This is a genomic window from Bifidobacterium sp. ESL0784 (genome assembly GCF_029433295.1).
Taxonomy (GTDB): domain Bacteria; phylum Actinomycetota; class Actinomycetes; order Actinomycetales; family Bifidobacteriaceae; genus Bifidobacterium.
In genome coordinates this window covers 462,136-483,721 of the sequence record NZ_JAQTHV010000002.1, presented here as the reverse complement: position 1 = coordinate 483,721, position 21,586 = coordinate 462,136, and the positions used below count along the sequence as shown (strand labels likewise).

At 54.4% G+C, this 21,586-nt stretch carries 12 protein-coding genes; 11 read left to right on the top strand and 1 reads right to left on the bottom strand.

What is annotated here, in order from left to right:
- The first annotated feature begins 627 nt into the window (after positions 1-627).
- From PT279_RS04395 to PT279_RS04375, 5 genes are all read left to right on the top strand, one after another.
- Positions 628-1,926 (top strand): MFS transporter, encoded by a 1,299-nt coding sequence (locus PT279_RS04395; RefSeq protein ID WP_277165959.1) that lies wholly within the window; start codon positions 628-630, stop codon positions 1,924-1,926.
- Positions 1,927-2,284: 358 nt separating this feature from the next.
- On the top strand, positions 2,285-3,340 hold the full coding sequence (gene ilvC / locus PT279_RS04390) for a ketol-acid reductoisomerase (protein WP_277165826.1): 1,056 nt from the start codon (positions 2,285-2,287) through the stop codon (positions 3,338-3,340).
- A gap of 758 nt (positions 3,341-4,098) precedes the next feature.
- A complete protein-coding gene (locus PT279_RS04385) occupies positions 4,099-4,656 on the top strand; it encodes a hypothetical protein (RefSeq protein ID WP_277165824.1) in 558 nt (185 codons plus the stop codon).
- 396 nt (positions 4,657-5,052) lie between these two features.
- Positions 5,053-6,075 (top strand): DUF5067 domain-containing protein, encoded by a 1,023-nt coding sequence (locus PT279_RS04380; RefSeq protein ID WP_277165822.1) that lies wholly within the window; start codon positions 5,053-5,055, stop codon positions 6,073-6,075.
- Between the two features lie 493 nt (positions 6,076-6,568).
- Positions 6,569-7,609, top strand: coding sequence for a DUF5067 domain-containing protein (locus PT279_RS04375; RefSeq protein WP_277165820.1), 1,041 nt, complete (start codon positions 6,569-6,571; stop codon positions 7,607-7,609).
- 139 nt (positions 7,610-7,748) lie between these two features.
- Here PT279_RS04375 and PT279_RS04370 read toward each other — a convergent pair whose 3' ends face one another.
- Positions 7,749-9,344, bottom strand: coding sequence for an amino acid permease (locus tag PT279_RS04370; protein WP_277165818.1), 1,596 nt, complete (start codon positions 9,342-9,344; stop codon positions 7,749-7,751).
- A 545-nt stretch (positions 9,345-9,889) separates the two neighbouring features.
- On the opposite strand from PT279_RS04370, the gene PT279_RS04365 reads away from it, so the two are divergent.
- The 6 genes from PT279_RS04365 to PT279_RS04340 all read left to right on the top strand — a co-directional run bounded on the left by PT279_RS04365 (position 9,890) and on the right by PT279_RS04340 (position 21,481).
- Entirely contained in the window at positions 9,890-11,452 is a 1,563-nt protein-coding gene (locus PT279_RS04365; RefSeq protein WP_277165958.1) for an amino acid permease, read from the top strand.
- Positions 11,453-11,838: 386 nt separating this feature from the next.
- Entirely contained in the window at positions 11,839-12,042 is a 204-nt protein-coding gene (locus tag PT279_RS04360; protein WP_277142805.1) for a hypothetical protein, read from the top strand.
- Between the two features lie 309 nt (positions 12,043-12,351).
- Positions 12,352-12,882 (top strand): transcriptional regulator, encoded by a 531-nt coding sequence (locus PT279_RS04355; RefSeq protein WP_277165816.1) that lies wholly within the window; start codon positions 12,352-12,354, stop codon positions 12,880-12,882.
- A 316-nt stretch (positions 12,883-13,198) separates the two neighbouring features.
- Complete coding sequence (locus PT279_RS04350) at positions 13,199-15,058, top strand: ABC transporter ATP-binding protein (protein ID WP_277165814.1); 1,860 nt, start codon at positions 13,199-13,201, stop codon at positions 15,056-15,058.
- 144 nt (positions 15,059-15,202) lie between these two features.
- Positions 15,203-17,038, top strand: coding sequence for an ABC transporter ATP-binding protein (locus PT279_RS04345; protein WP_277165812.1), 1,836 nt, complete (start codon positions 15,203-15,205; stop codon positions 17,036-17,038).
- A 1,695-nt stretch (positions 17,039-18,733) separates the two neighbouring features.
- Entirely contained in the window at positions 18,734-21,481 is a 2,748-nt protein-coding gene (locus PT279_RS04340) for a hypothetical protein (protein WP_277165809.1), read from the top strand.
- Positions 21,482-21,586: the final 105 nt, after the last annotated feature.

The window sequence follows — 21,586 nt, the reverse complement described above, 5'->3', positions numbered from 1 at the left end:
TCGTGCCTACGGTAATTAACTAAACGGGTCACGAACCCGAAAGAACTTGGTAAATGCGAAAGGAGGACGCCATGAAGAACGGATTGATGAGTTTCAACGCGCAGTCTGCACGAATTATTAGCCCGTCTTCGTTGGCGGCCTGATTTTCGTATTCAGCTTGAGCCCCGCCAATGAAGGCAGGGCAAGCAGGCGAATCGTTCAGTCGAACGAATAACGATATTAAAACAAATATCTAGCGTATAGCTTTCTGAGCCCTGCATTCAAACGCAGGGCTCTTTTTGTTATTACGCCCCAAAAGGTCACCGTGGTAATGCCGCAAGTTCGTGCACGAACAAAACTCAATACTCGATAACTCAATAAACGCAAAACTCAAAACCGGCTAGACGACCGGAATCCAGCGCATGCCGCAAGGATTCCAGATCGGCCGCCCGCGCAGCTCAGGAAGCGAGACGCAACGCAGGCCACGGGCGGTGAGAGCGGCAAGAGCGACGAGAGAATGAAGCAGTAATCGGTACAAACGTACCGGAGGAGAGCATTATGACATCAGTCGACACAGCGACTGGAAACGGCAGTGGCAGTGGCAACGGCAACGTCGGGGCCGCCGCACGCAAGGCAAAACTTCAGGAGATGGCGCACGATTCGGTAGGCACTGTCATCGCCGCCTCGATGGTCGGCACGGCCATTGAATTCTACGATTTCTACGCCTACGGTACCGCATCGGCGAACTATTTCCCGAAGATTTTCTTCTCGGACAAGACCAACCCGACCGTGGCGCTTTTGGTCAGCCTTCTGACCTTCGCCATCGCCTTCATCGCCCGTCCGCTTGGCTCGCTGATTTTTGGCCACTACGGCGACAAGATGGGCCGCAAGACCACGCTGGTCGTCTCCTTGATGACCATGGGCCTCTCTACCTTCCTCATCGGCTGCCTGCCGACGTATAGCCAGTGGGGCCTGCTCGCGGTCGTTGTGCTCTGTCTCTGCCGCTTCATCCAAGGCATCGGGCTGGGCGGGGAATGGTCCGGAGCTGCTCTGGTCGCCACGGAAAACGCTCCGGCCAACAAGCGTGCGCTTTATGGCTCCTTCCCGGAGCTCGGCGCGCCGATCGGCTTCTTCCTCTCGAACGGCACCTACTTCGTGCTTGAGTCCTTCTGCACTCCGGCGCAGATGCTCTCCTGGGGTTGGCGCGTGCCATTCCTGCTCTCCATCGTGCTCGTCGTGGTCGGCCTCGTCGTCCGCGTCCACATGGAGGAGACCCCGATCTTCCGTCTCGCCCAGGAGCAGAAGAAGACCGTGAAGTCCCCGCTGAAGGAAGTCTTCCGCACTAGCTGGCGTCAGGTCCTGCAGGCCACGTTCATCGTCGCAGTCACCTACACGCTCTTCTACACGCTGGCCACCTGGTCGCTGGCTTGGGGCACCAAGACCAAGCGTGAAGGCGGCGGCGGCCTCGGCTTCACCAACCGCGAGTACCTGCTGATGCTCATGGCCGGTATCTGCGTCTTCGCCCTGTTCATCGTGCTCTCCTGCGTCTACGCCGACAAGCTCGGCCGTCGCCGTGTGCTGATGTTCTCCGCGGTTGCGCTGGTTGTCTTCTCGTTCGTGTTCCCATACTTGTTGATGGGTCACCGCAACTTCGTGGAGATTATGGTCTTCCTGTGCGTCGGTTTCGCTTTGATGGGCATCGCCTTCGGTCCTGTCGGCGCGATTCTGCCTGAGCTCTTCAGCGCCAACGTCCGCTACTCCGGCTCCGGCTTGGGCTACAACCTCGCCGCCATCGTCGGCGCCGCCTTCGTCCCGACCGTCGCCACTTGGCTTTCCTCCCACTGGGGCGTCAGGTCCGTCGGCCTTTATATGGCCGTGATGGCGCTGTGCTGCCTGGTCGCCCTGCTCACCTGCAAGGAAACCAAGGACACCGACTTCACCGCGTGATGGCGCCGGGCTGTCGCCTCACGGCTTGATTCGATCAGACTCTCGGTGACAGCCCTTATATATGCGGACGATCACGCGACGTGTCTCCGTTCATTGAAGGTATCTTTATAACTGAATATTTATAATTAAATAGTAATAAAAATTTGAAAATGGCTTTTGGCCCGGGATTCGTCCCGTCTCAATCTGTGAGAATTACCTGTTCGATAATTGGACGGCGGCGCTGTTCGCGATGTGACCGGCGTTACAATGAACGGACACGGGACAAAATCCCTTTCGATTAAGAGCCAATTTCTAGGTCGCGCAGGCAGATTGCCTAGCCCGGCACAATAAATAATGAATTATGCAAGGAGTGCATATTATGGCAGCACAAATCTGGTACGAAGACGACGCTGATCTTTCCGTTCTCGACGGCAAGAAGGTCTGCATCATCGGTTACGGTTCGCAAGGTCACGCTCACGCGCTGAACCTGCGCGACTCCGGTGTGGACGTCGTCGTCGGCCTGCGGCCTACCTCCAAGTCCGTTGAGTACGCCAAGGAGCAGGGCCTGGAAGTCAAGCCCGTCGCTGACGCGGTCAAGGAAGCGGACATCGTTATGTTCCTGGCTCCTGATCAGTATCAGGGCACGATCTATAAGGAAGAGGTCGAGCCCAACCTGAAGCCTGATGCGGCGCTCGCCTTCGCGCACGGCTTCAACATTCGTTACGGCTACATCAAGCCGGGCAAGGGCCACATGACCTTCATGGTCGCTCCGAAGGGCCCGGGCCACATCGTCCGTCGTGAGTACGTCGCCGGCCGTGGTGTGCCGGTCGTTGTCGCCTGCGAGAACGATGACAAGGGCGACGGCTGGGATATCACCCTGGCTTATGCCAAGGCTCTCGGCGCCCTGCGCGCCGGCGCCATCAAGACCACCTTCAAGGAAGAGACCGAGACCGACCTCTTCGGTGAGCAGGACGTGCTCATGGGTGGCGTCAACCACTTGGTCGAGACCGGTTTCGAGGTCCTCACCGATGCCGGCTACCAGCCGGAGATCGCCTACTTCGAGGTCTGCCACGAGCTGAAGATGCTCGTCGACCTGATGAACGAAGGCGGCCTGAACAAGGCCCGCTGGTCCTGCTCCGACACCGCCCAGTATGGCGACTTCACCTCCACGGTGATCGATGAGCATACCCGCCACAACATGGAGCATCAGCTCCAGCGCATCCAGGATGGCTCCTTCGCTAAGGAGTTCATGGACGACCAGGCAAAGGGCGGCCCGCACTTCAAAGAACTTCAGGAGCAGTACAGCCACGAACGTATCGAGACCGTCGGCCCGAAGCTTCGTTCGATGTTCTCCTGGCTCAAGGGTAAGTCAGCCGACGCCGACGAGAACGAGTCCTTCAACGGCGACATCGCCCGTACGCAGGTTCAGGAGTGAGCTGCGCGCTCGCGTTGAGCCGCTAAGGCCATTCGTTCCAGCTGACTGAGCGTCCTCACTCATCGGCCTAAACGTTTAAAGGGGTTGCCACCAAGTTTCGGCTTGGCGGCAACCCCTTTTGTTTTCAGATTTGGTTTTGCCGTGTAAAAACCCTCAGATTTTTGTGTCCAGAAATACGATAGCCCATGTCTTATGGCACAGGCTGAAGAACTTATTATTAAAAAATATTATAAACACAAAGCTGAGGGAATGAGATAACAGACTTATTCTAAAAGATGGATGCTTGTACAGGCAGGGATTATTGCTCAAGCAGCCAATCGAGTAGGTTTTCTTGTTTGATACCTTCGTGATCCCCGTTGCCGATTCTGTCTAACGTCAGCAAGGTTTTCGGATGGTTGTCATTAATGCTTTGCAGCAGGCGAGATTACGGTCCAGCGTTTCGCTGTGTGGAATTTGCATTGCGTTGTATGGCGTCACAATGATGTGACGTACTTCACAACCAATAAAAAGAGTTAAAACGCAATAATTTCATTGATGTAATGCTTAAGTGTTCTGCTGTATGGCAAAAGAAAAAATCAAGCGGATTCACATCAAACCTTCTGCGTGAAAACAGGCGTCATCTCGCGCAATATTAGGCAAAACGCAAAGGCGTCATCGCGATACGCTTTTTAGGTATTACAAAAAAGAAAAAGATTTGTTTCAAGCGCGAGAAGGGCGCTGAAGGCGTCAATAAGAGGCAACGCGCAATCGATTTAAGGATGGCAGACATGACCGCACGTAACGAATTGCCCAACCGCAATAACCCAGTCAGCGGGCAAGATAATTTGACGGGCAACCGCCATAACGTCTCAAAGCAGAAGAAGAGCCTTATGGATCCCCTTGACGATTTTAATTTTGCCGGTGAGCGCGGTACTTTCGCAGGTGAACACGGCCAGCGTGCAAACTCCGAAGGGAAACAGTCCAACCTCACAAGTGGGAAAGGCAACTTCGCGAACGTGCAGTGTCACTTCGGGGATCAAAAAGGGAACATCGCGGGCAAAGAGCGTAACTTTGCCCAGGGGAAGGCCGATGCTGTGGACAAGCAGGGCATTCTGGCCCGTTTCGGTTCCTGGAAGCGTGTCCTCTTCATGGCAGTCATTTTCATCTGGCTCGCGGTCGGTTGCTTCGCGGCGTACAAGGCGTTGAATACCGAAACCATAGTGACGGAAAATCCTCAAACAGTCTCCGCCACCTACGAGGAAAAGCAGGCCGGAAGCAACGAGACCGTGGCTCCGGCTTCCGTGGCCCCGGTTCCTGTGGCTCCGGCGGTTGCGTAGCCGAGTAGAGAAGCATGATGCTACGGTTTCGCTGAGAATTATTGACGCCTTACGAAACTTTGCTCCGGCTTTCCGGATTGATTTTCATTACCTAAAACCTGTCAGTCTACTGGCAGGTTTTGTTTTGCGTGGGTTATGCGGCGATATGGAAAGGTCGAAGCCGACCTTGTATGTCGCGGCTTTTGAGGGTTTCCTGAATCTGTTTGGGCATCCCTGATTGAACTCGATGCGTTTTGTGATAAGGCCGGCGGGAGCAACGAGGTGCTGCGTTGCGCGGAATGCGGATGAGACCATATCACAATTAAGACCCACTATGATTATATAGTGGAAAATGTTTATTATTAATGAAGGAAGTGGGTAGTCCGCTGCCAAGAAAATTGTCGGAAGGACATGACAATGCAGGAAGATAATAACCCGTATGGTGGTGGCTCAATGCCCCAACCCAATGCGCAGTACAACGGCCAGCTGCCTTACGCCTCGCAGCAGCCTGCGGATCCGGTGCAGCAGCCGGTTGACTCGGCACCGCAGAAGTCGATGAGTCAGATGCCGCAGACGCAGACGTCGGATTCAGCGCAGCAGCAGCCGTCGATGGGCGGCATGCCACCGCAGCAGCCTGCGAATCCGGCATCGCAACCGCCAATGGGCATGCCCCAGCAGCAGCCCATGGGGCAGATGCCAAAGCGCCCGGGTATGGCCCTGGCCGCTCTGATTCTGGGCATCGTCGCCATAGTCATGTTCTGGATTCCCATCGTAGGCATCATCTGTGGCATCGCCGCCCTTGTCATCGGTATCATGTCCATGCGTAAAATTAAAGCCAACAGGCTTCCCGGCAAGGGCATGTCCGTCGCCGGCCTCGTCACCGGTATTATCGGCATTGTCCTTTCCCTCGTCATGTTCATTGCCTCGTTCTCTATCGGGGTGAACATGATCAATAAAGTCACGAATCCTTCGAGTTCCGCCACTACTTCCCAATCGTCGAAAGCCAAGGACGATGCGCAGAAGGGGCTTGATACCTATAACAAGACGAAGGGCAAGGAGCTGAAGGGCAGCGGTAGCTTTGGAGGTGCCGATGTCAAGATCGTCTCCGCCCAAAAAGGCCCGAACGATGACGAGGGACATCCCACGGTGGTCATCACCTACCAGTACAAAAATACCGATAACGAAAACCGTTCTTTCATGGAAGGCGTCCAAGACAAGGTATTCCAAAAAGGTGTTGCCTTGAAATCTACGTTCTACTCGGAAGACGTTCAGGGGTATGACATGGAATCCAAGGACACCACCGTGCAGCCCGGCGGCAGTTTGAATGTCACCGTCGCATACGCGTTGAGCGACGAGACCTCGCCGATCGATGTGGAACTCCGCTCGAGCGTTGATTTCAACGATCAGACGAAGATTACGCAAACATTCAACTTGCAGTAACGGCCTGCAGCCGCCAGTGTTGCGGCTTGGCGTAAATCGCAAATAAGTACCGGTGTTGGCGTCAGACAAGATCGAACCAGCGCCACGGTGCAATGTCGATGCAGAAAACCGGTCACTTAGGACATCTCCAGTGACCGGTTTTCTGCATATTCGGGCGCACATGCTGGAAAGCGGGCAGGTCTCGCACAACGTGGCTATGTACTTGTGGACGGTGTTGAGGGGGGCGTTATGCTCCTGCTTCAAACTTATTGGTCTATTGCGGCATGAAAAGGGAGTCGAAAGTCCTGTCAGTCTGTCGACAACTTTTATCGGAAACCTAGAATCCTGCCAGTCTGCCGACAAAACTTTATAATTCGATATGTTCCTGTCGTTCTGTTAATCGAAATAAGTATCTTGGAGCCTGAGAACAGTTATATTGTGACCAATATTCTTTATTATTGATAAAATAAATGGATAGCCCGTTGCCGGGAAGACTGCGAGAAGGACGACAACTATGCAGGAAAATGACAATCCGTACAATGACAATCCGTACAATGATGGCGTTGTATCCCAGCCCAATGTGCAATATGGCGGCCAGGCGGCTTCGCAACCGCCGATGGGACAGATGCCGCAACAACCGGTTGACCCGACATTCCAGCCTCCTTTCAACCAGATGCCGCAACAGCAGCAAGTAGGCCAGATGCCGCAGCAGCCGGTAGGACCGACGTCTCAGCCGCCGATGGGTATGGCCTTGCAGCCCCCGATGGGTATGGAGCCCGAGCATCCGTTCGGACCTGGGGCGAAACGTCCTGGGATGGCCATTGTCGCGCTGGTCCTGGGCATTGTCGCCATTATTTTGTTCTGGATTCCCATCGTAGGCATCGGCTGTGGCGTCGCCGCTATCGTGACCGGCATCATCTCCATGCGCAAGATCAACGCCGAAAGGCTTCGCGGCAAAGGCATGTCGATCGGCGGCCTGGTCACCGGCATCATTGCGGCCGTCCTTTCCGTCATCGTATTCATCGGCTCGTTCAGTACCACGATGGAGCGGCTCAACGGCAATACGGGAGATTCCTCGGATTCCTCAGCCATCTACGCCCCTCCTCAGGGTGACAAAGACGAGAAGAAGGAAGAGCGGGATTACAAGAACCCGAAACTGAAGATACTGAAAGGCAGCGGGAGTCTTAAGGGCGCTGATGTGAAAATCGCCTCCGCCAAGAGGGAGCCGAAAAATACTGAAGGACATGCGACATTAATCATCACCTACGAATATAAAAATACCAGCGATAAAAAGCTTTCTTTTCTGAGAGCTGTCGATTACTCGGTTTCCCAGAACGGCATGAGTCTTTCAGAGGACTATCTGCCGAACAGGGATGGGCGATATAAGGGATATGACGGAGAGTCTCTTTATACTGACGTGGCGCCCAACGATAGTTTGAAGGTCACAGTTGCCTATGAGCTGGTCGATGGCTCAACACCAGTGGATGTGGCGCTTGAATCGGGCACTGATCTCGACGATACGACCTATATCACGCAAAGAATCAACCTCAAGTAATAGATTCACGGTTTTGTAATAGCAAATCGTGATTTTGGGAAAAATCTGTTCTCTCGAATCGTTTCTTAGGCGATTCGAGAGAACAGATTTTTTTGTAGGTTCATGTTCCCTGATTTTCTTATCGATTCCGGTTTCTGTTTCAGTGTTGGTCTGACGAAGCGCTGTTTCCTGCGCTCGCCGCACTTGCAGCAGCCTTTTTGCGTTCCTTCTTCAGTACTTCGGGGCGGGCCGAGGAGACGTCCATATCCTTTAACTTCACGATGTGGGTGTGGTGCGTGAACTTGAAGCCGAAGTAGAGGATGGCGACGAGGATGACGCTGAAGTAGGTCATCAGGATTTCACCCCAGTTGCCGGAAGCGAAGGCCGGGATATCCTGGCCGCAGATCACGACCAGGCAGATCACGATGGCGAGGATCGGACCGAGCGGGAAGAGCTTCGCATGGTATTTGAGCTCGGAGAGCTTGTGGCCCTGCAACTTGAACGCGCGGCGGAAGCGGAAGTGGCTCAGTGCGATGCCGATCCACGAGATGAAGCCGGTCAGGCCGGTCGCGGTGACGAGCCACATATAGAACTTCGGGCCGAAAATGCTGGACGAGAAGGCCAGTGCTTCGATGCAGAGCGTGGTGATTAGCGCCGCCAGCGGTACGCCGCGTTTAGTGGTGGTGCCGAGGAACTTCGGTGCGTAGCCGTTTTTCGCCATGCCGTAGAGCATGCGGCTTGAGGCGTAGGCGCCTGTGTTGACCGCGGAAAGGATCGAAGTCAGCACCACCGCGTTCATAATGCTTGCGGCACCGGCCAACCCCGCCTTTTCGAAGACGATGGTGAATGGCGACATCGCGACGTTGGTGTCGGAAGCACCGAGCAGGTTCTTGTCGGTGTACGGAATGATTGCCGCGATAACGAAAATGGACAAGAGATAGAACAGCACGATGCGCCAGAAGACGTTGTTGATGGCCTTCGGCACCGCCTGGCTCGGGTTTTCGGATTCGCCGGCGGTGACGCCCACGACTTCCGTGCCCTGGAACGAATAGCCGGCGATGAGGAAAACGGCCATGATCGCCGGCAGTCCGCCGATGAACGGTCCGCCTTTGTAGGTGAAGTTCTTGAAGCCGACGGCCGGCTGGAACATGATGCCGCAGATCATCATCAGGCCGATGACGATGAAGATGATGATGGTGACGACCTTGATGAGCGCCAGCCAGAATTCCGTCTCGCCGAACGCGGAGACCACGAAGGCGTTGAGGCAGAAGATAATGACGAGCATGGTCAGGCTCCACACCCAGCCCGGCGATTTCGGGAACCAGTACTGCATTAAGAGCGCCGCGGTCGAAATGTCGGTGGCGCCCGCGATGGCCCAGTTGAGCCAATAATCCCAACCCATAGCGAAGCCCAGCGCGGGGTCCACGTATTTGGAGCTATACACGGCAAAAGAGCCGGAAACGGGCATGTTTGTGGCGAGCTCGCCGAGACTGGTCATCAAAAAGTAGATCATGAATCCCATGGCCGCGTAGGCCACGAGTCCGCCGCCAGGCCCGGCTTGCGCGATGGTGCCGCCAGAAGTCATAAAGAGGCCGGTGCCGATGCACCCGCCGAGCGCAATCATCGAGATGTGGCGGGTCTTGAGCTTGCGGACGACGTGGTTGCCCCCGCCTTGCTTTTGCGGTTTACCTGTTTTCCCGGTGCTGTTCCCGGCTCTTGTGGCGTTACCTATTGCTGTGCCCGACTCGCTGGTCATGTGGCGCTCCTCTTTCACGGGATTCCCTGCTCGTGTATTGCATGTCACGTCCTTCGACGTGACGTTTTGATGGAAATAAACCCATGGGCCGTCCCACCGTGATTGACGGTTGGAATTTGCGGCTCGTTTGAACATTCCCCCAACATTTCGAAAGTGTAAGAGGGCAAAAGGATATTTGTGTTAAGGGGTTCGGGATTTGGCGAGAGTATTCTCACGATCCGGCAAGTAAATCCGTCTACTCGCCCGTTTTGCTCAGGCTGCTTTGGTTTATTTGCAATATAAATTCTCATTTATGCTTTGGGATGGTCCACTTTATGAGACGGAGCCCAAAACCTTTGCATTTGGCATGAAAGTGAGTGATAAATACCGAAATGTCGCATTACCTAAGAGGGAATGTCGAATTATTTTCGCTATTTTTTATCACATATTGTCATTTTGTGGGTAATAAATCCCTTCGGGCAGTGCCGTGAAACCTTGATGTCATCTCTCGCGGCGTACTCTATTCTCTATTGCGCGCATAAGCGGCAAGTAGCGAAGGAAGGATGATGACACAAATGGATGAAGGCAGGAATGCTGCAACCAATGCCGATATCAACGCCAAAGCTGCAAACGGTTCGTCGGCGAACGCGGCGAACGACACCTCGGGCAAGGTCAGCGGCGGTAGCGTCGGCGAAACCACCAATCAGCTCGAGCGAGGCCTGAGCAACCGTCACGTCCAGTTCATCGCCATCGGCGGCACCATCGGCACCGGTCTCTTCCTTGGCTCCGGCAAGTCGATCGCGTTGACCGGCCCGAGCATCATCCTGGTCTACATCCTCGTCGGCGTGATGATGTTCCTGTTGATGCGCGCTATCGGTGAGCTGATGTATCACGATCCGAACCAGCACACCTTCATCAATTTCATTGGGAAATATCTCGGCGCAGGATGGGGCCATTTCGCAGGCTGGACCTATTGGACCGTCCTCATTCTGCTTGGGCTTTCGGAACTCACCGCAGTCGGCACGTATTTCGTCACGTTCTTCGACACGTTCGGTTTCAATCTGCGTCATTGGCAGTGGCTTGTGGAAATCTGCTTCCTCGTCGTGCTCGTGACCATCAACCTGATTGCCGTCAAAGCGTTCGGTGAAACCGAGTTCTGGTTCTCGATGATCAAGATCACCCTGATCGTCGGTTTGATTGTAACTGCCGTGGTCATGGTCATCATCGGTTACCATTACCCTGCCGTCCAGATTCATGGCGTCGACCACATGAGCCCTGCCGGCCATGCAGGATTCGACAACATCTTCAACGGGCTTTCGATGGCGCCTAACGGCTGGATGGCTTTCCTGATGAGCTTCCAGATGGTCTTCTTCGCCTACGAAATGATTGAGTTCGTCGGCGTCACCGTTTCCGAGACCAAGAACCCGCGCAAGGTGCTGCCCAAGGCGATCAACGAGATCATCATGCGAATCCTGATCTTCTATGTCGGCGCGCTTGTTGCCATCATGCTCATCGTGCCGTGGCGCACGTTCAAGCCGAACAAGGACGGCTCCTTCGCCTCCCCGTTCATCATGGTCTTCCAGTACGCGGGCCTGAATTGGGCTTCGGCGCTGGTCTTCTTCGTGGTCATCACCGCCGCGTCTTCCGCGTTGAACTCGCTGCTTTATTCCGCAGGCCGCCATCTCTTCCAGTTGGCCGAGGTCTCCAAGTCGCCCATTATCCGCAAGGTCGGCGTCGTTTCCTCCCACAAGGTTCCCGCGCGTGCCATCGTGGTCTCCGCCTGCTTCATCCTCCTGTCGCCGATCATCAATGCGATTCCGCAGATTTCCAACGTTTTCGTGCTTTTCTCCTCGGCTTCCAGCGCGGTGATTCTCTTTGTCTATATCCTGACGATGATTGCTCACCAGCGTTACCGTCAGTCCGTCGATTTCGAGCCGAACGGCTTCGTGATGCCGGCCTACAAGATCACGAACACGCTGACGATCATCTTCTTCGTGTTCATCTATGTGACGCTCTTCCTTTCCCCGGATACCATCGGTTCGGCCATCGCCGGGCTGATTTGGCTGGTGCTCTTCGGCGGGTATAGCCTGATTCGTTATCGTGGGAAAGAAGCCGAGCTCTTAGTCTGAAAAACTGCCCGCGCCCTCCAATATGTCCAGTTGGAACGTTTGATGAGGGCGCCGCTGTCCTGTTCCAGGCTGATTATGCTGAGAGCATGATTTTTTTTAAAAAGGTTTTTACCTTTGAGAAGTAATGCAAATAATTTTACATTAATGATATTTTTTATCGGAACGTGATTGCGAAAACCGTTGTGAGGATTTGGAAATCGGGTTGCCAAATCTGAATATTGTATTACTACAAAATGCAAAGATGCCGACGAAAAATCTTACATCAATGTGGGTTGTGCAACAATAGTTGCCTTGCAATCGGCCTCGGATCTGTTCCGTCAGACGCCAAAGTGATACAATATTTTTATCTGTAAAGCAGATTTTCGCGAATATAACGGAGGTAGGAAATGGCTAAGGCAGTTAAGGCACAGCATGGAGTTCGTCAGCTTCAGGAGCGCACTTGGTGCGTTCGTGCAACTTCGGAGCTGGCTGATTGGGTTCTTTCGGGCGCGGCAGACGAAGAGGTTCGTCCTTCTGCTCTCATTCGTGAGGCTGTTGGCGAGTATCTGAAGCGTCATCACGCTGATCTTCGTCCGGTTGCGAAGGCCTGAGCTCGGATTCGAATTTTATAAGATTTTGTGTCTGCGCCTGAAACGTAGGCGCCTGCCACTCGTCGTTTATGCGGCGGGTGGTTTTTTATGTCTGCAGGAGGGTCGGTTTTTCCTCTAAATGATGGTCCGTGGTTTGCCCAGTATTCATACGGTGCGATCATTTTCAGCACGGAGCAATAGCGGTACCGCAAACGATCCGATGTCATATCCAGAATATGATGTTTTTCACATTTAGTAGAATATTAATAGTGTTAGCTATTTAATGGTGTTAGCATTACGTGTGCATTAATCGTCAGAAACGGAACGGTCATGGGATTCGAACAGGAAGCGCTTCAATCGCTGCGTGAAACGGTGCATGGCAGCAAATCGGCCATGTGGCATCAGGTCGAGGGCGCAGGCAAGGGCGAGCCCTTTGTGCTGCGTCATCTGCTCAAGCATGGCACCCAAACCCCCTCGCGTCTGGCCGAAGCGTTGCATGCCAGCTCCGGCAGGATCTCGGCGTTGCTAGGTTCCATGGAGAAAAAGGGCTATATCACCCGGGAAATCGACGATCGTGATCGACGCAATATCTTGGTCTCGCTAACGCCGAAAGGCACCAAACAGGCCAAACGCGACCGCGATGACATCGATTCGGTCGTTCGCTGGATATTCTCGCAGATGGGGGAGCGCCGCACCCGCGAGTTCGTCGAGCTCTCCCAAGAGTTCATGACCTATATGTCGGTATGCAAGCCTGGCGCTCCCAGACCTAGCGCGGAAGAAGTCACCGCGGCGTTCGCCGCCAAGCGTGAGCATAGCGAAAAGCGGAAGGCCGAGGCCTCTTCTGCGCAGGCCGACGGGTAATGAGCGATTTTTCGCATAATTGAATAGGAGTGCTGAAAGTCGTCCGCTTGGCGACCTTTGGCGGCCACTTTCCGGCATAACGAGGCAATGCTATAAATCGGACGTTTGGAAGTTGTCAGCGACCGTTTTCTAGCAGAATTCGCGCTATGAACGGGCCGTTTGGTTCCGCGTGTTCCTACGCGTTGGGTGAAAAGCAGACACAACCCAGCGGCCGCGAGTATTGTACGTTCAGTCAACAAAATATTTAACATCGTTAATCATTATGGGTGCTCGGTAATTATGACTCCGAGGCCACAACAAATATGGAAGGGGATTCATGCTTCGCATCAGCAAATATCTCTCCAAAACGGAGATCGGGCAGATGCTGCTGAGCCTTGCGTTCATCGCAGGGCAGGTATTTTTCGACCTGAAGCTGCCGGACTACATGTCCAAGGTGACGGCGCTCGTCGAGACGCCGGGCAGCAAGATGATTGACATCTGGAAAGAGGGCGGCAAGATGCTGCTCGTTTCCTTGGGTTCGGTGCTCTGCGCCATCGCCGTCGGCTACCTCATGGCCCGCATCGGCGCCTCGTTCAGCCAGCGTCTGCGCTCGCTTGAGTTCCGCAAGGTCGAGTCGTTCGGCCCGGCCGAGATGAGCAAGTTCTCCACGGCCTCGCTGATTACGCGCTCTACCAACGACATCACGCAGATTCAGATGTTCATCACCATGGGCGTCCTGCTGATCTTCCGCGCGCCGATTATGGCCGTATGGGCGATTTGCAAGATCGCCGGCAAGGGCTTCGAATGGACGGTGGCCACCGCCGTCGCCACGGTGCTTATGTTGGTCTTCGTCGTCGTCATCATGATTTTGGTGATGCCCAAGTTCCGCTCGATGCAGCGTCTGACCGATAACATCAACGCCGTCGCCCGCGAGAACCTGACCGGCCTGCGCGTGGTTCGCGCTTATAACGCCGAGGATTATCAGGAAGACAAGTTCGCTCGTGTCAACGCCGATTTGACCAACACCCAGCTCTTCACCACCCGTGCGATGGCCGCGATGAACCCGGTCATGTCCAGCGTGATGAACGGCTTGGGGCTGGCGATCTACTGGATCGGCGCCTACCTTATCAAGGATGCGCAGCTGCCGGCCACCAAGCTCACCGATTTCTCGAACATGGTCGTCTTCTCCAGCTACGCGATGCAGGTCATCATGGCCTTCCTCCTCTTGAGCATGGTCTTCGTGCTCTGGCCGCGCGCCGATGTCTCTGCACAGCGTGTGATGGAGGTGCTGGATACCGAGCCGAGTGTCAAGGACGGAACGCTTACGCAGGGCAAGCCCGGCGAAACCGGTACCGTCGAATTCCGCAACGTCGGTTTCGCCTATCCGGATACTCGTGAGGAAATGCTCAAAGATATCAGCTTCACCGCCAAGAAAGGCCAGACCGTCGCTTTCATCGGCTCCACGGGTTCCGGAAAATCCACGCTGGTTAACCTGGTGCCGCGTTTCTACGACGTGACCGAGGGCGAGGTCCTGATCGACGGCGTCAACGTCAAGGATTACGACATCAAGGATCTGCGCGACAAGATCGGTTACGTGCCGCAGCAATCGGTGATGTTCAAGGGTACCGTCGCCTCCAACGTCAGCTACGGCGACCGCCCAGGTGATTCCGAGACTGTTGAGGTTGCGGATACTTCTACCGCCAAGGGCCGCAAGCGCGAACTGGCGCTCATCGCCGGCGAGGACAAGCGCGATGAACTGACGCTTGAGCAGATGGACAACGTCCGCGAATCCAGCGAGGTCGCCCAGGCCGACGAGTTCGTGGAACGTATGGACGGCGAGTATGAAGCACCCATCGCCCAGAGCGGTTCCAACGTCTCCGGCGGCCAGAAGCAGCGCCTTTCCATCGCCCGTGCCGTCTATCGTCATCCGGAGATCATGGTCTTCGACGACTCGTTCAGCGCGCTTGATTTCAAGACCGACCGCGCGGTGCGCGACGCCCTCAAGAAAGATGCCGCAGACTCCACCAAGCTCATCGTCGCCCAGCGCGTGGGCACGATCATGGACGCCGATACCATCGTCGTGCTCGACGACGGCAAGGTAGTGGGCGAGGGCACACACAAGGAACTGCTCAAGACCTGCAAGGTCTACAAGGAGATCGCCGAGTCCCAGCTGAGCCCCGACGAGCTGGCCGCGTAATGACTAAGGGACGGCGGAAATGTTGCGAAATTACGATATGCCAATAAATATCGGAGTGAACCGTTCGCTTTCCGTCGTCCCCCTGCCAGCCAAACCGATTATGAAAACAAACAAACGTTAGATTTATAGGAAAGTAGCCAACAAATGCCAAGAATGAGGGGACCGGTCGAAAAGCCGGCCGATTTCGGCGGAGTGATGCTCAAACTGGTGCGTTACTGCCGCAAATACCTGCCCGTCATCATCATCGCGCTCATCTTGGGCGCCGCCGGCACCATCTGCCAGATCATCGGGCCGGACCAACTGAAGAACATGACCAATGCCATCGCCAAGGGCCTGCCCGCCATGGTGCACGGCAAGCCCGTGATGGGCGCGGTCGATATGGGTGAGGTCACGCGCATCGCATGGCTTCTGGTCGGCCTGTACGTCGGCTATGCCATCTTGGGGTACGCGCAGCACTGGATGATGGCCACCGTCACCCAGCGCATCGCGCAGAACCTGCGCAAGTCGATTTCCGACAAGATCAACAAGCTGCCGCTCAAATACTTCGACCACACCAGCTATGGCGACGTGCTCTCGCGCATCACCAACGACGTCGACGCCATCGGCCAGACCCTGGGCCAGTCCCTGGGCATGCTGATCACCTCGACCACGCTCTTTATCGGCTCGCTGATCATGATGTTCTACAACAACGTCATCATGACGCTGTGCGCCATCGCCATTTCCATTCTGGGCGTGGTCATCATGATGACCATCATGCACTTCTCGCAGAAGTACTTCGCCCGTCAGCAGATCGCGCTCGGTGACGTCAACGGTCACGTTGAGGAGATGTATTCCGGCCACATCGTCGTCAAGGCATACAACGGCGAAGCCGACTCCATCCGTCGTTTCGAGAAGTACAACAACGACCTCTATGATTCCGCATGGAAGAGCCAGTTCCTTTCGGGCCTGATGAACCCGATGATGAACATGGTCGGCAATCTGAGCTTCGTGGCGGTCTGCATCGTCGGCGGTGCGCTCGCCATCAACGGCAAGATCGAATTCGGCGTCATCGTGGCCTTCATGATGTACGTTCGCCTCTTCACCCAGCCGCTTTCGCAGTTCGCGCAGGCCTTCCAGAACCTCCAGCGTTGCGCCGCCGCGTCCGAGCGCGTCTTCGGCTTCCTCGAGGAGCCCGAGATGAGCGACGAGTCCAAGAAGCCTGCGCTGCTCGGCCGAGACCCGAAGACCGGCAAGCCCACCCGCGTGCGTGGCGACGTCGAGTTCAAGGACGTCAGCTTCGGCTACGAGCCTGGCAAGCCGATCATCCACGACTTCTCGGCGTCCGTCAAGGCCGGCCAGAAGGTCGCCATCGTCGGCCCGACCGGTGCCGGCAAGTCCACCATGGTCAACCTCCTGATGCGCTTCTACGACATCAACGGCGGGGCCATGTACATCGATGGCATCGATACCTCTACGGTTCCGCGCGCCAATGTGCACGACCAGTTCTCGATGGTGCTGCAGGACACGTGGGTTTTCCGCGGCACTGTCAAGGAAAACGTCGCCTATTCCAAGAAGGACGTTACCGACCAGCAGATCGAAGACGCGTGCAAGGCCGTCGGCCTTGACCACTACGTGCGCTCGCTGCCGCAGGGCTACGACACCGTGCTCGACGACAACTCCTCGCTTTCGCAGGGCCAGCGTCAGTTGCTGACGATCGCCCGCGCGATGGTGCAGGACGCACCGATTCTGATTCTGGACGAGGCCACCTCGTCGGTCGACACCCGTACGGAGGAACTGATCCAGAAGGCGATGGACGACCTGACCGTGGGCCGCACGAGCTTCGTGATCGCGCACCGTCTCTCCACCATCAAGGACGCCGACATGATTCTGGTGATGAACCACGGCGACATCATCGAACGCGGCACCCATGACGAACTGCTGAAGAAGGGCGGTTTCTACGCCGACCTTTACAACAGCCAGTTCTCGACGTTGGTCGAGTAAGATTCGTCGATAAATTCAGGGGTTTGCAACGGTAAAAGGTAGCGGAGTTAAGCCCTATTTTAAAGGCCCATTCACTACGTAGGACGCAGTGAATGGGCCGTCCGCGCGTGTAGATTTGTTTCAGTTTGGTCGGAATGTTCACAAATTGAAGTTATGGGTCAGAATATTTGGTTTATGATTCGAGTTTGACCTTGTGGGAGTAGCATTTCGCTGTGTTATTTCTCGGCGGATTCTAAGCGAGCTTTCCCAGTAGGTCCGAACGGTGTGAGGGCGAGGTCGAGGCATGGCGGCGGGACCTCGGAGGTTCGGCAGCGCTGGTGCTGCCTGGAATGCTCGACCAGTCGGGTACCCCTCAACTACAAGGGTCATGCAACGCTGCGTCGCGAGCTGGATGTGTCCTCGCGTGGTTGCTCGGCGGTCATATCTTTGCCGAGCAGGGTGATCGTTTCGGCACGGCCGCCGGTGATGACGGCGGGTCGGAATGGTGATCCCCATGCCCGCAGCGGGGTGGCTGGGAACTAGGTTGTGGCGCTGCCTAGGGCGCTCACAGCTACACGAATCTCAACCTTACCCACCAGCCCAGGATCCAGGCTGCCAAGGAATTGCGGAAGCTGTAATCCCGGCTGTTCAGGGTGCATGCGACCGAAAAGGCGGCGAGATTGGACGAAGGCCTCAATGCGTAGTACGAGCGGTGGAAGGGAACCGTTAATGAAGCGCACCACGGCGAAGGGCGATTCGGCGTATGCGGCTGGAAGGAAGCGGTGGTGGGCGCATGAGCGGCTCCTCCGCCGCTGTAAAAGGCCCGAACCCCTTTTCCGCGGCCGGAGCCTGTTCCACCTCATACTTACCGCCGGACATCGTTTCCTTTTCTTCGATCTCGTCCTCACACCGTTCAGGACTACCAGAAAAGCTCGCTAAAATCCGCCGGAAATACCATAGCGAAATGTTTGCTCCCACAAGGGCAAACTTGAATTGTGAACCACATAGCCTGGCCTATAGCCCGCAAACTGATGTATTTCGTCTTAAGCGAAAAATATGAACTTATCAGAATCTTCACAAATTTTTTTTGTCGCATTTCATTTAAACCCTTTGACGTAAGACCCTTGGTTTTTGTAGCTAATTTTCATGTCGAATAATTTTAATTATATTAAGATAATGTACATTTTAAATTTGTCTGTTTATTTTTATTGAAATATAAAGGGTATTTGTTGTATTCGTTGCTAAATGGATTTGTATTATGAGTGCTATTATTAAAAAACGAATTACAGGAAAAGAAAGATGTCAAAGGTTTTCTTTTGGCATTGAGAAACTCGAGAATTGCGCTAGTAAATAGGCCATGACAAGGTAACAGACTTCAACAAAGTCGGCAACTTTGTGATGAAAAGAATATTTAGGGAAGTTGATTGAATGAAGCGTCAGAGGCTCCTTACGCGACTGATAGGGCTCGTAGCTGCCGTCGTACTGACGGTTACAGTTGCGATAGTCGCAGCGAAAGTACCCGCATCAGCTGATAACCTTGGGGTGAGCAGCCAAAGTGGCATGAGTGTCCGAGGCGGCGGGGTCGGGCCGCAAGCCAACAACGATTGGAAGTGGCAGTCCGTAGACCCGATGCACAACGGTGCGTCCCGCAAGCCTGTGTTGTATAAGCTTCTGGCTAATAACAATAAGATCGATACGTTGCGCGATGAAATGCGTATGGATTTCGTGGTCCGTGTCGCACATGGCGAAGTCGATCCCACAGTTGCGACCAGAGGCGATACTGGTCTGAGAATAATATACGATTACGGCGATGGTGGTGTCAGCAGTAACGGAGATCTTTATCCGAACTATGCTCATAAGGTCAGTTATCTAAATACAATTTACGGAGGCGACAAAAAAGCCGGAGCGACGAAATGGGCTGAAAATAACCAAGAATATTATACTATTCTTTCCGTGCAGAGCTCGGGTCCTTATGATTTCGTCACGGTTTCCATTGAAGGGGATATGAACATTCCCGATGAGCAGAGCACCTATTGGAACCGGGCCAATGCTCATGGGGCCGTATGGAAACAGCACGTTTGGGCTCTTGTAGGACCGGCGGACAGGAGTCCTGATAGTTCGGGATCTAGCGCATATAATTGGCTCAACGCGTATGTCAGTAGCAGCCTTGGTGGCAGTTGGAGCGGCCAGAAGGCTTCTGCGATTAATACTTACCTCACTTCAGGTGACGGAGCGCCGTTTGCTTCGAATGTAGCTACGGATGCTGATCAGACTGCATACCCGGGCGTTTGTTACAACGGTTCATACAATCATGGCTGCAATATTCCTCAATCGTGGGTTGGGTTTGATGAATGGCCCATGCTTTGGAGTGATGTCGGCGGCCAGGGTGGCGGACAGTCGAACTGGGGACTTACTACCGATAACGGATTCTCGGAATCGCGTGCCGGCGTCTCTACCGGACCAGGAATTGCTCCGCCAAAATCTTTCTTTGTCCGTTGGTATGATTCGGCGCTCAACGGAAGAAACGCAAACGATCCCTGTTCGAAGGTCAGTGGTTTCAAATACCAGTGGATAGGTTTGCAGGACGGGAAAAACTGGGTTCCGGTCAAAGACCTCACACCTACTGCCAAGGAAGTCAATAATGTGCCATTGGTTGGTTTCCAGCCAACGGGTGGTACGGAATTTACCATGGATGCTTATAACAATGGTAGTTGGAATCATATCGGGAATCAGCCTTATTTTACCCAACTGACTGCATTGAATTCTCCTAACAGCAATGGCAACACCTTGATGGTAGATGGTGCCGGCACTGCGAATTCCGCGATGAAATCTGATGGCAGCATTGACTTTAAAAAAGCCAAGGATGATCAGAAGCTCGACGGTTATTTCAAGCTGGTCACTTGGCCTGTTGTCGATTCCAGCTGCACTGCGACCGATCCTTTGGCTAATCCTAACCTTGAAGCCCACGGCATCGATGACACGATGGCCGTCAATAATCAAACAGCTGTTCAACAGCAGATTGATACAGGTTGGACCGTCGGCACTGCATTCTACAAGTTCGACGTCGCTCGTCCTAAAGCACCTACGATTCTTCAGGTCTCGGATGATAACGAAGATACAACGGCCAAGCGCCAGAACTTTGTAGATTTCCCTAGCGATTCTACAGATCCACAACTTTCATTGGGAGACAACAAAGCATGGTCGCATGCCAGCGAGCCGACGATTCGTGGCGATCATGCTGTGTCCGGTGACATTGTGCACCTTTATTATGACGTTCCCAATCGTACCGATTCAAGCGGGACTCTTACCAATAGAATCATGAAGAAGAATGAGAGTGGTTCTAACGATAACGGTGACCAATATGATAACCTTGGTACCGAAGTGGGCACGGCGACAGTCGCGGCGGATGGAACTTGGGCGATACAGGACACTACTCAGGTTGATAATACCAAAAAGGGCGAGCGAGTGCGCCGTTATCATGCCTATGAAGTAGATCCTGCTGACCAGATGCAAGTCTCTTCGCATGTGTCGGACATCTCGATAGTCGATTTCTATTCAGGTCCCGACGCCGCTCCGACGTTCAATGCAATCATATCGAAGCCGGATGGTACCCATCTCAACTCCGATGTGCCACATACGGTACTAAACACTTCGACTAATACGGCGGCTTTGCCCACGGGCTCCAAGGTAAAGATTTCCGGCACCGTTTCCTCGACGGACGGCGGATCTGCGTTGCATATCTATGCCAAAGGCAAGGTGAAACCATCGAGCAGTAGCCCAAACGGCACGGAGCTGACGGGTAATTCGAAGGTTTCGTGTTCGATCGGTAACACTTCGAGTAGCTACAGCATCAATAATCTTCCGCAGGGAAGCACTACTTGGCAGTGCGTCATCGACCCGAGCTGGTTCGCCGACAACGTGGGCACCGAAGGTGACCAGTGGACGTTCAGCGCGATTTCGAAGACTTCAGATGGTACCGAATCCGCCGCTGCCACCCAGGCCTCAGAAGTCAATGTTTTTGCGCCGAAACCGGGTATGGTTTCAGCCGATTGGCGGGGTGTGATCGGCACTGCCGTCCCTGCGGACGCCAATGCCGTGACCGGAGGCGTCAATGAAGAAGGTGCGACGGTTATCGTCACTTGGCCCGACAATACAACGTCAACCACGACGATTGACAACTCCTCCAGTGGCAAGCCCAAAGGCTATTGGCAGATTCCTTTGCCTGAAGGTATGCGCAAGGGCATTGTCAAGGTCAAGGTCACCGATAGCTCCACCAACCAATCCGTTGAGGAAGACCTCAACATGGTTCCGGAGCCGGCTCTCAGCAAATTGCCGTTCACCGGTGGGTTCTCGCGATGGACGCTACTGCTGGCGCTGGCAGCCGTGGTCATCGCAGTCACAGCTTATGTCGTCTTCCGAAAGACGCATTCCCGTTTGGTTCATAAGGGGGTGCATGCGAAGTGACGTATGTGAATTTCGGTCCCATGCAAGGAGGTAAACAACTTGACACTGGGTAAGTAACGAACTCATGCCTCGTCGAACCGTCGCGTGGCACATACGAAAAGAACA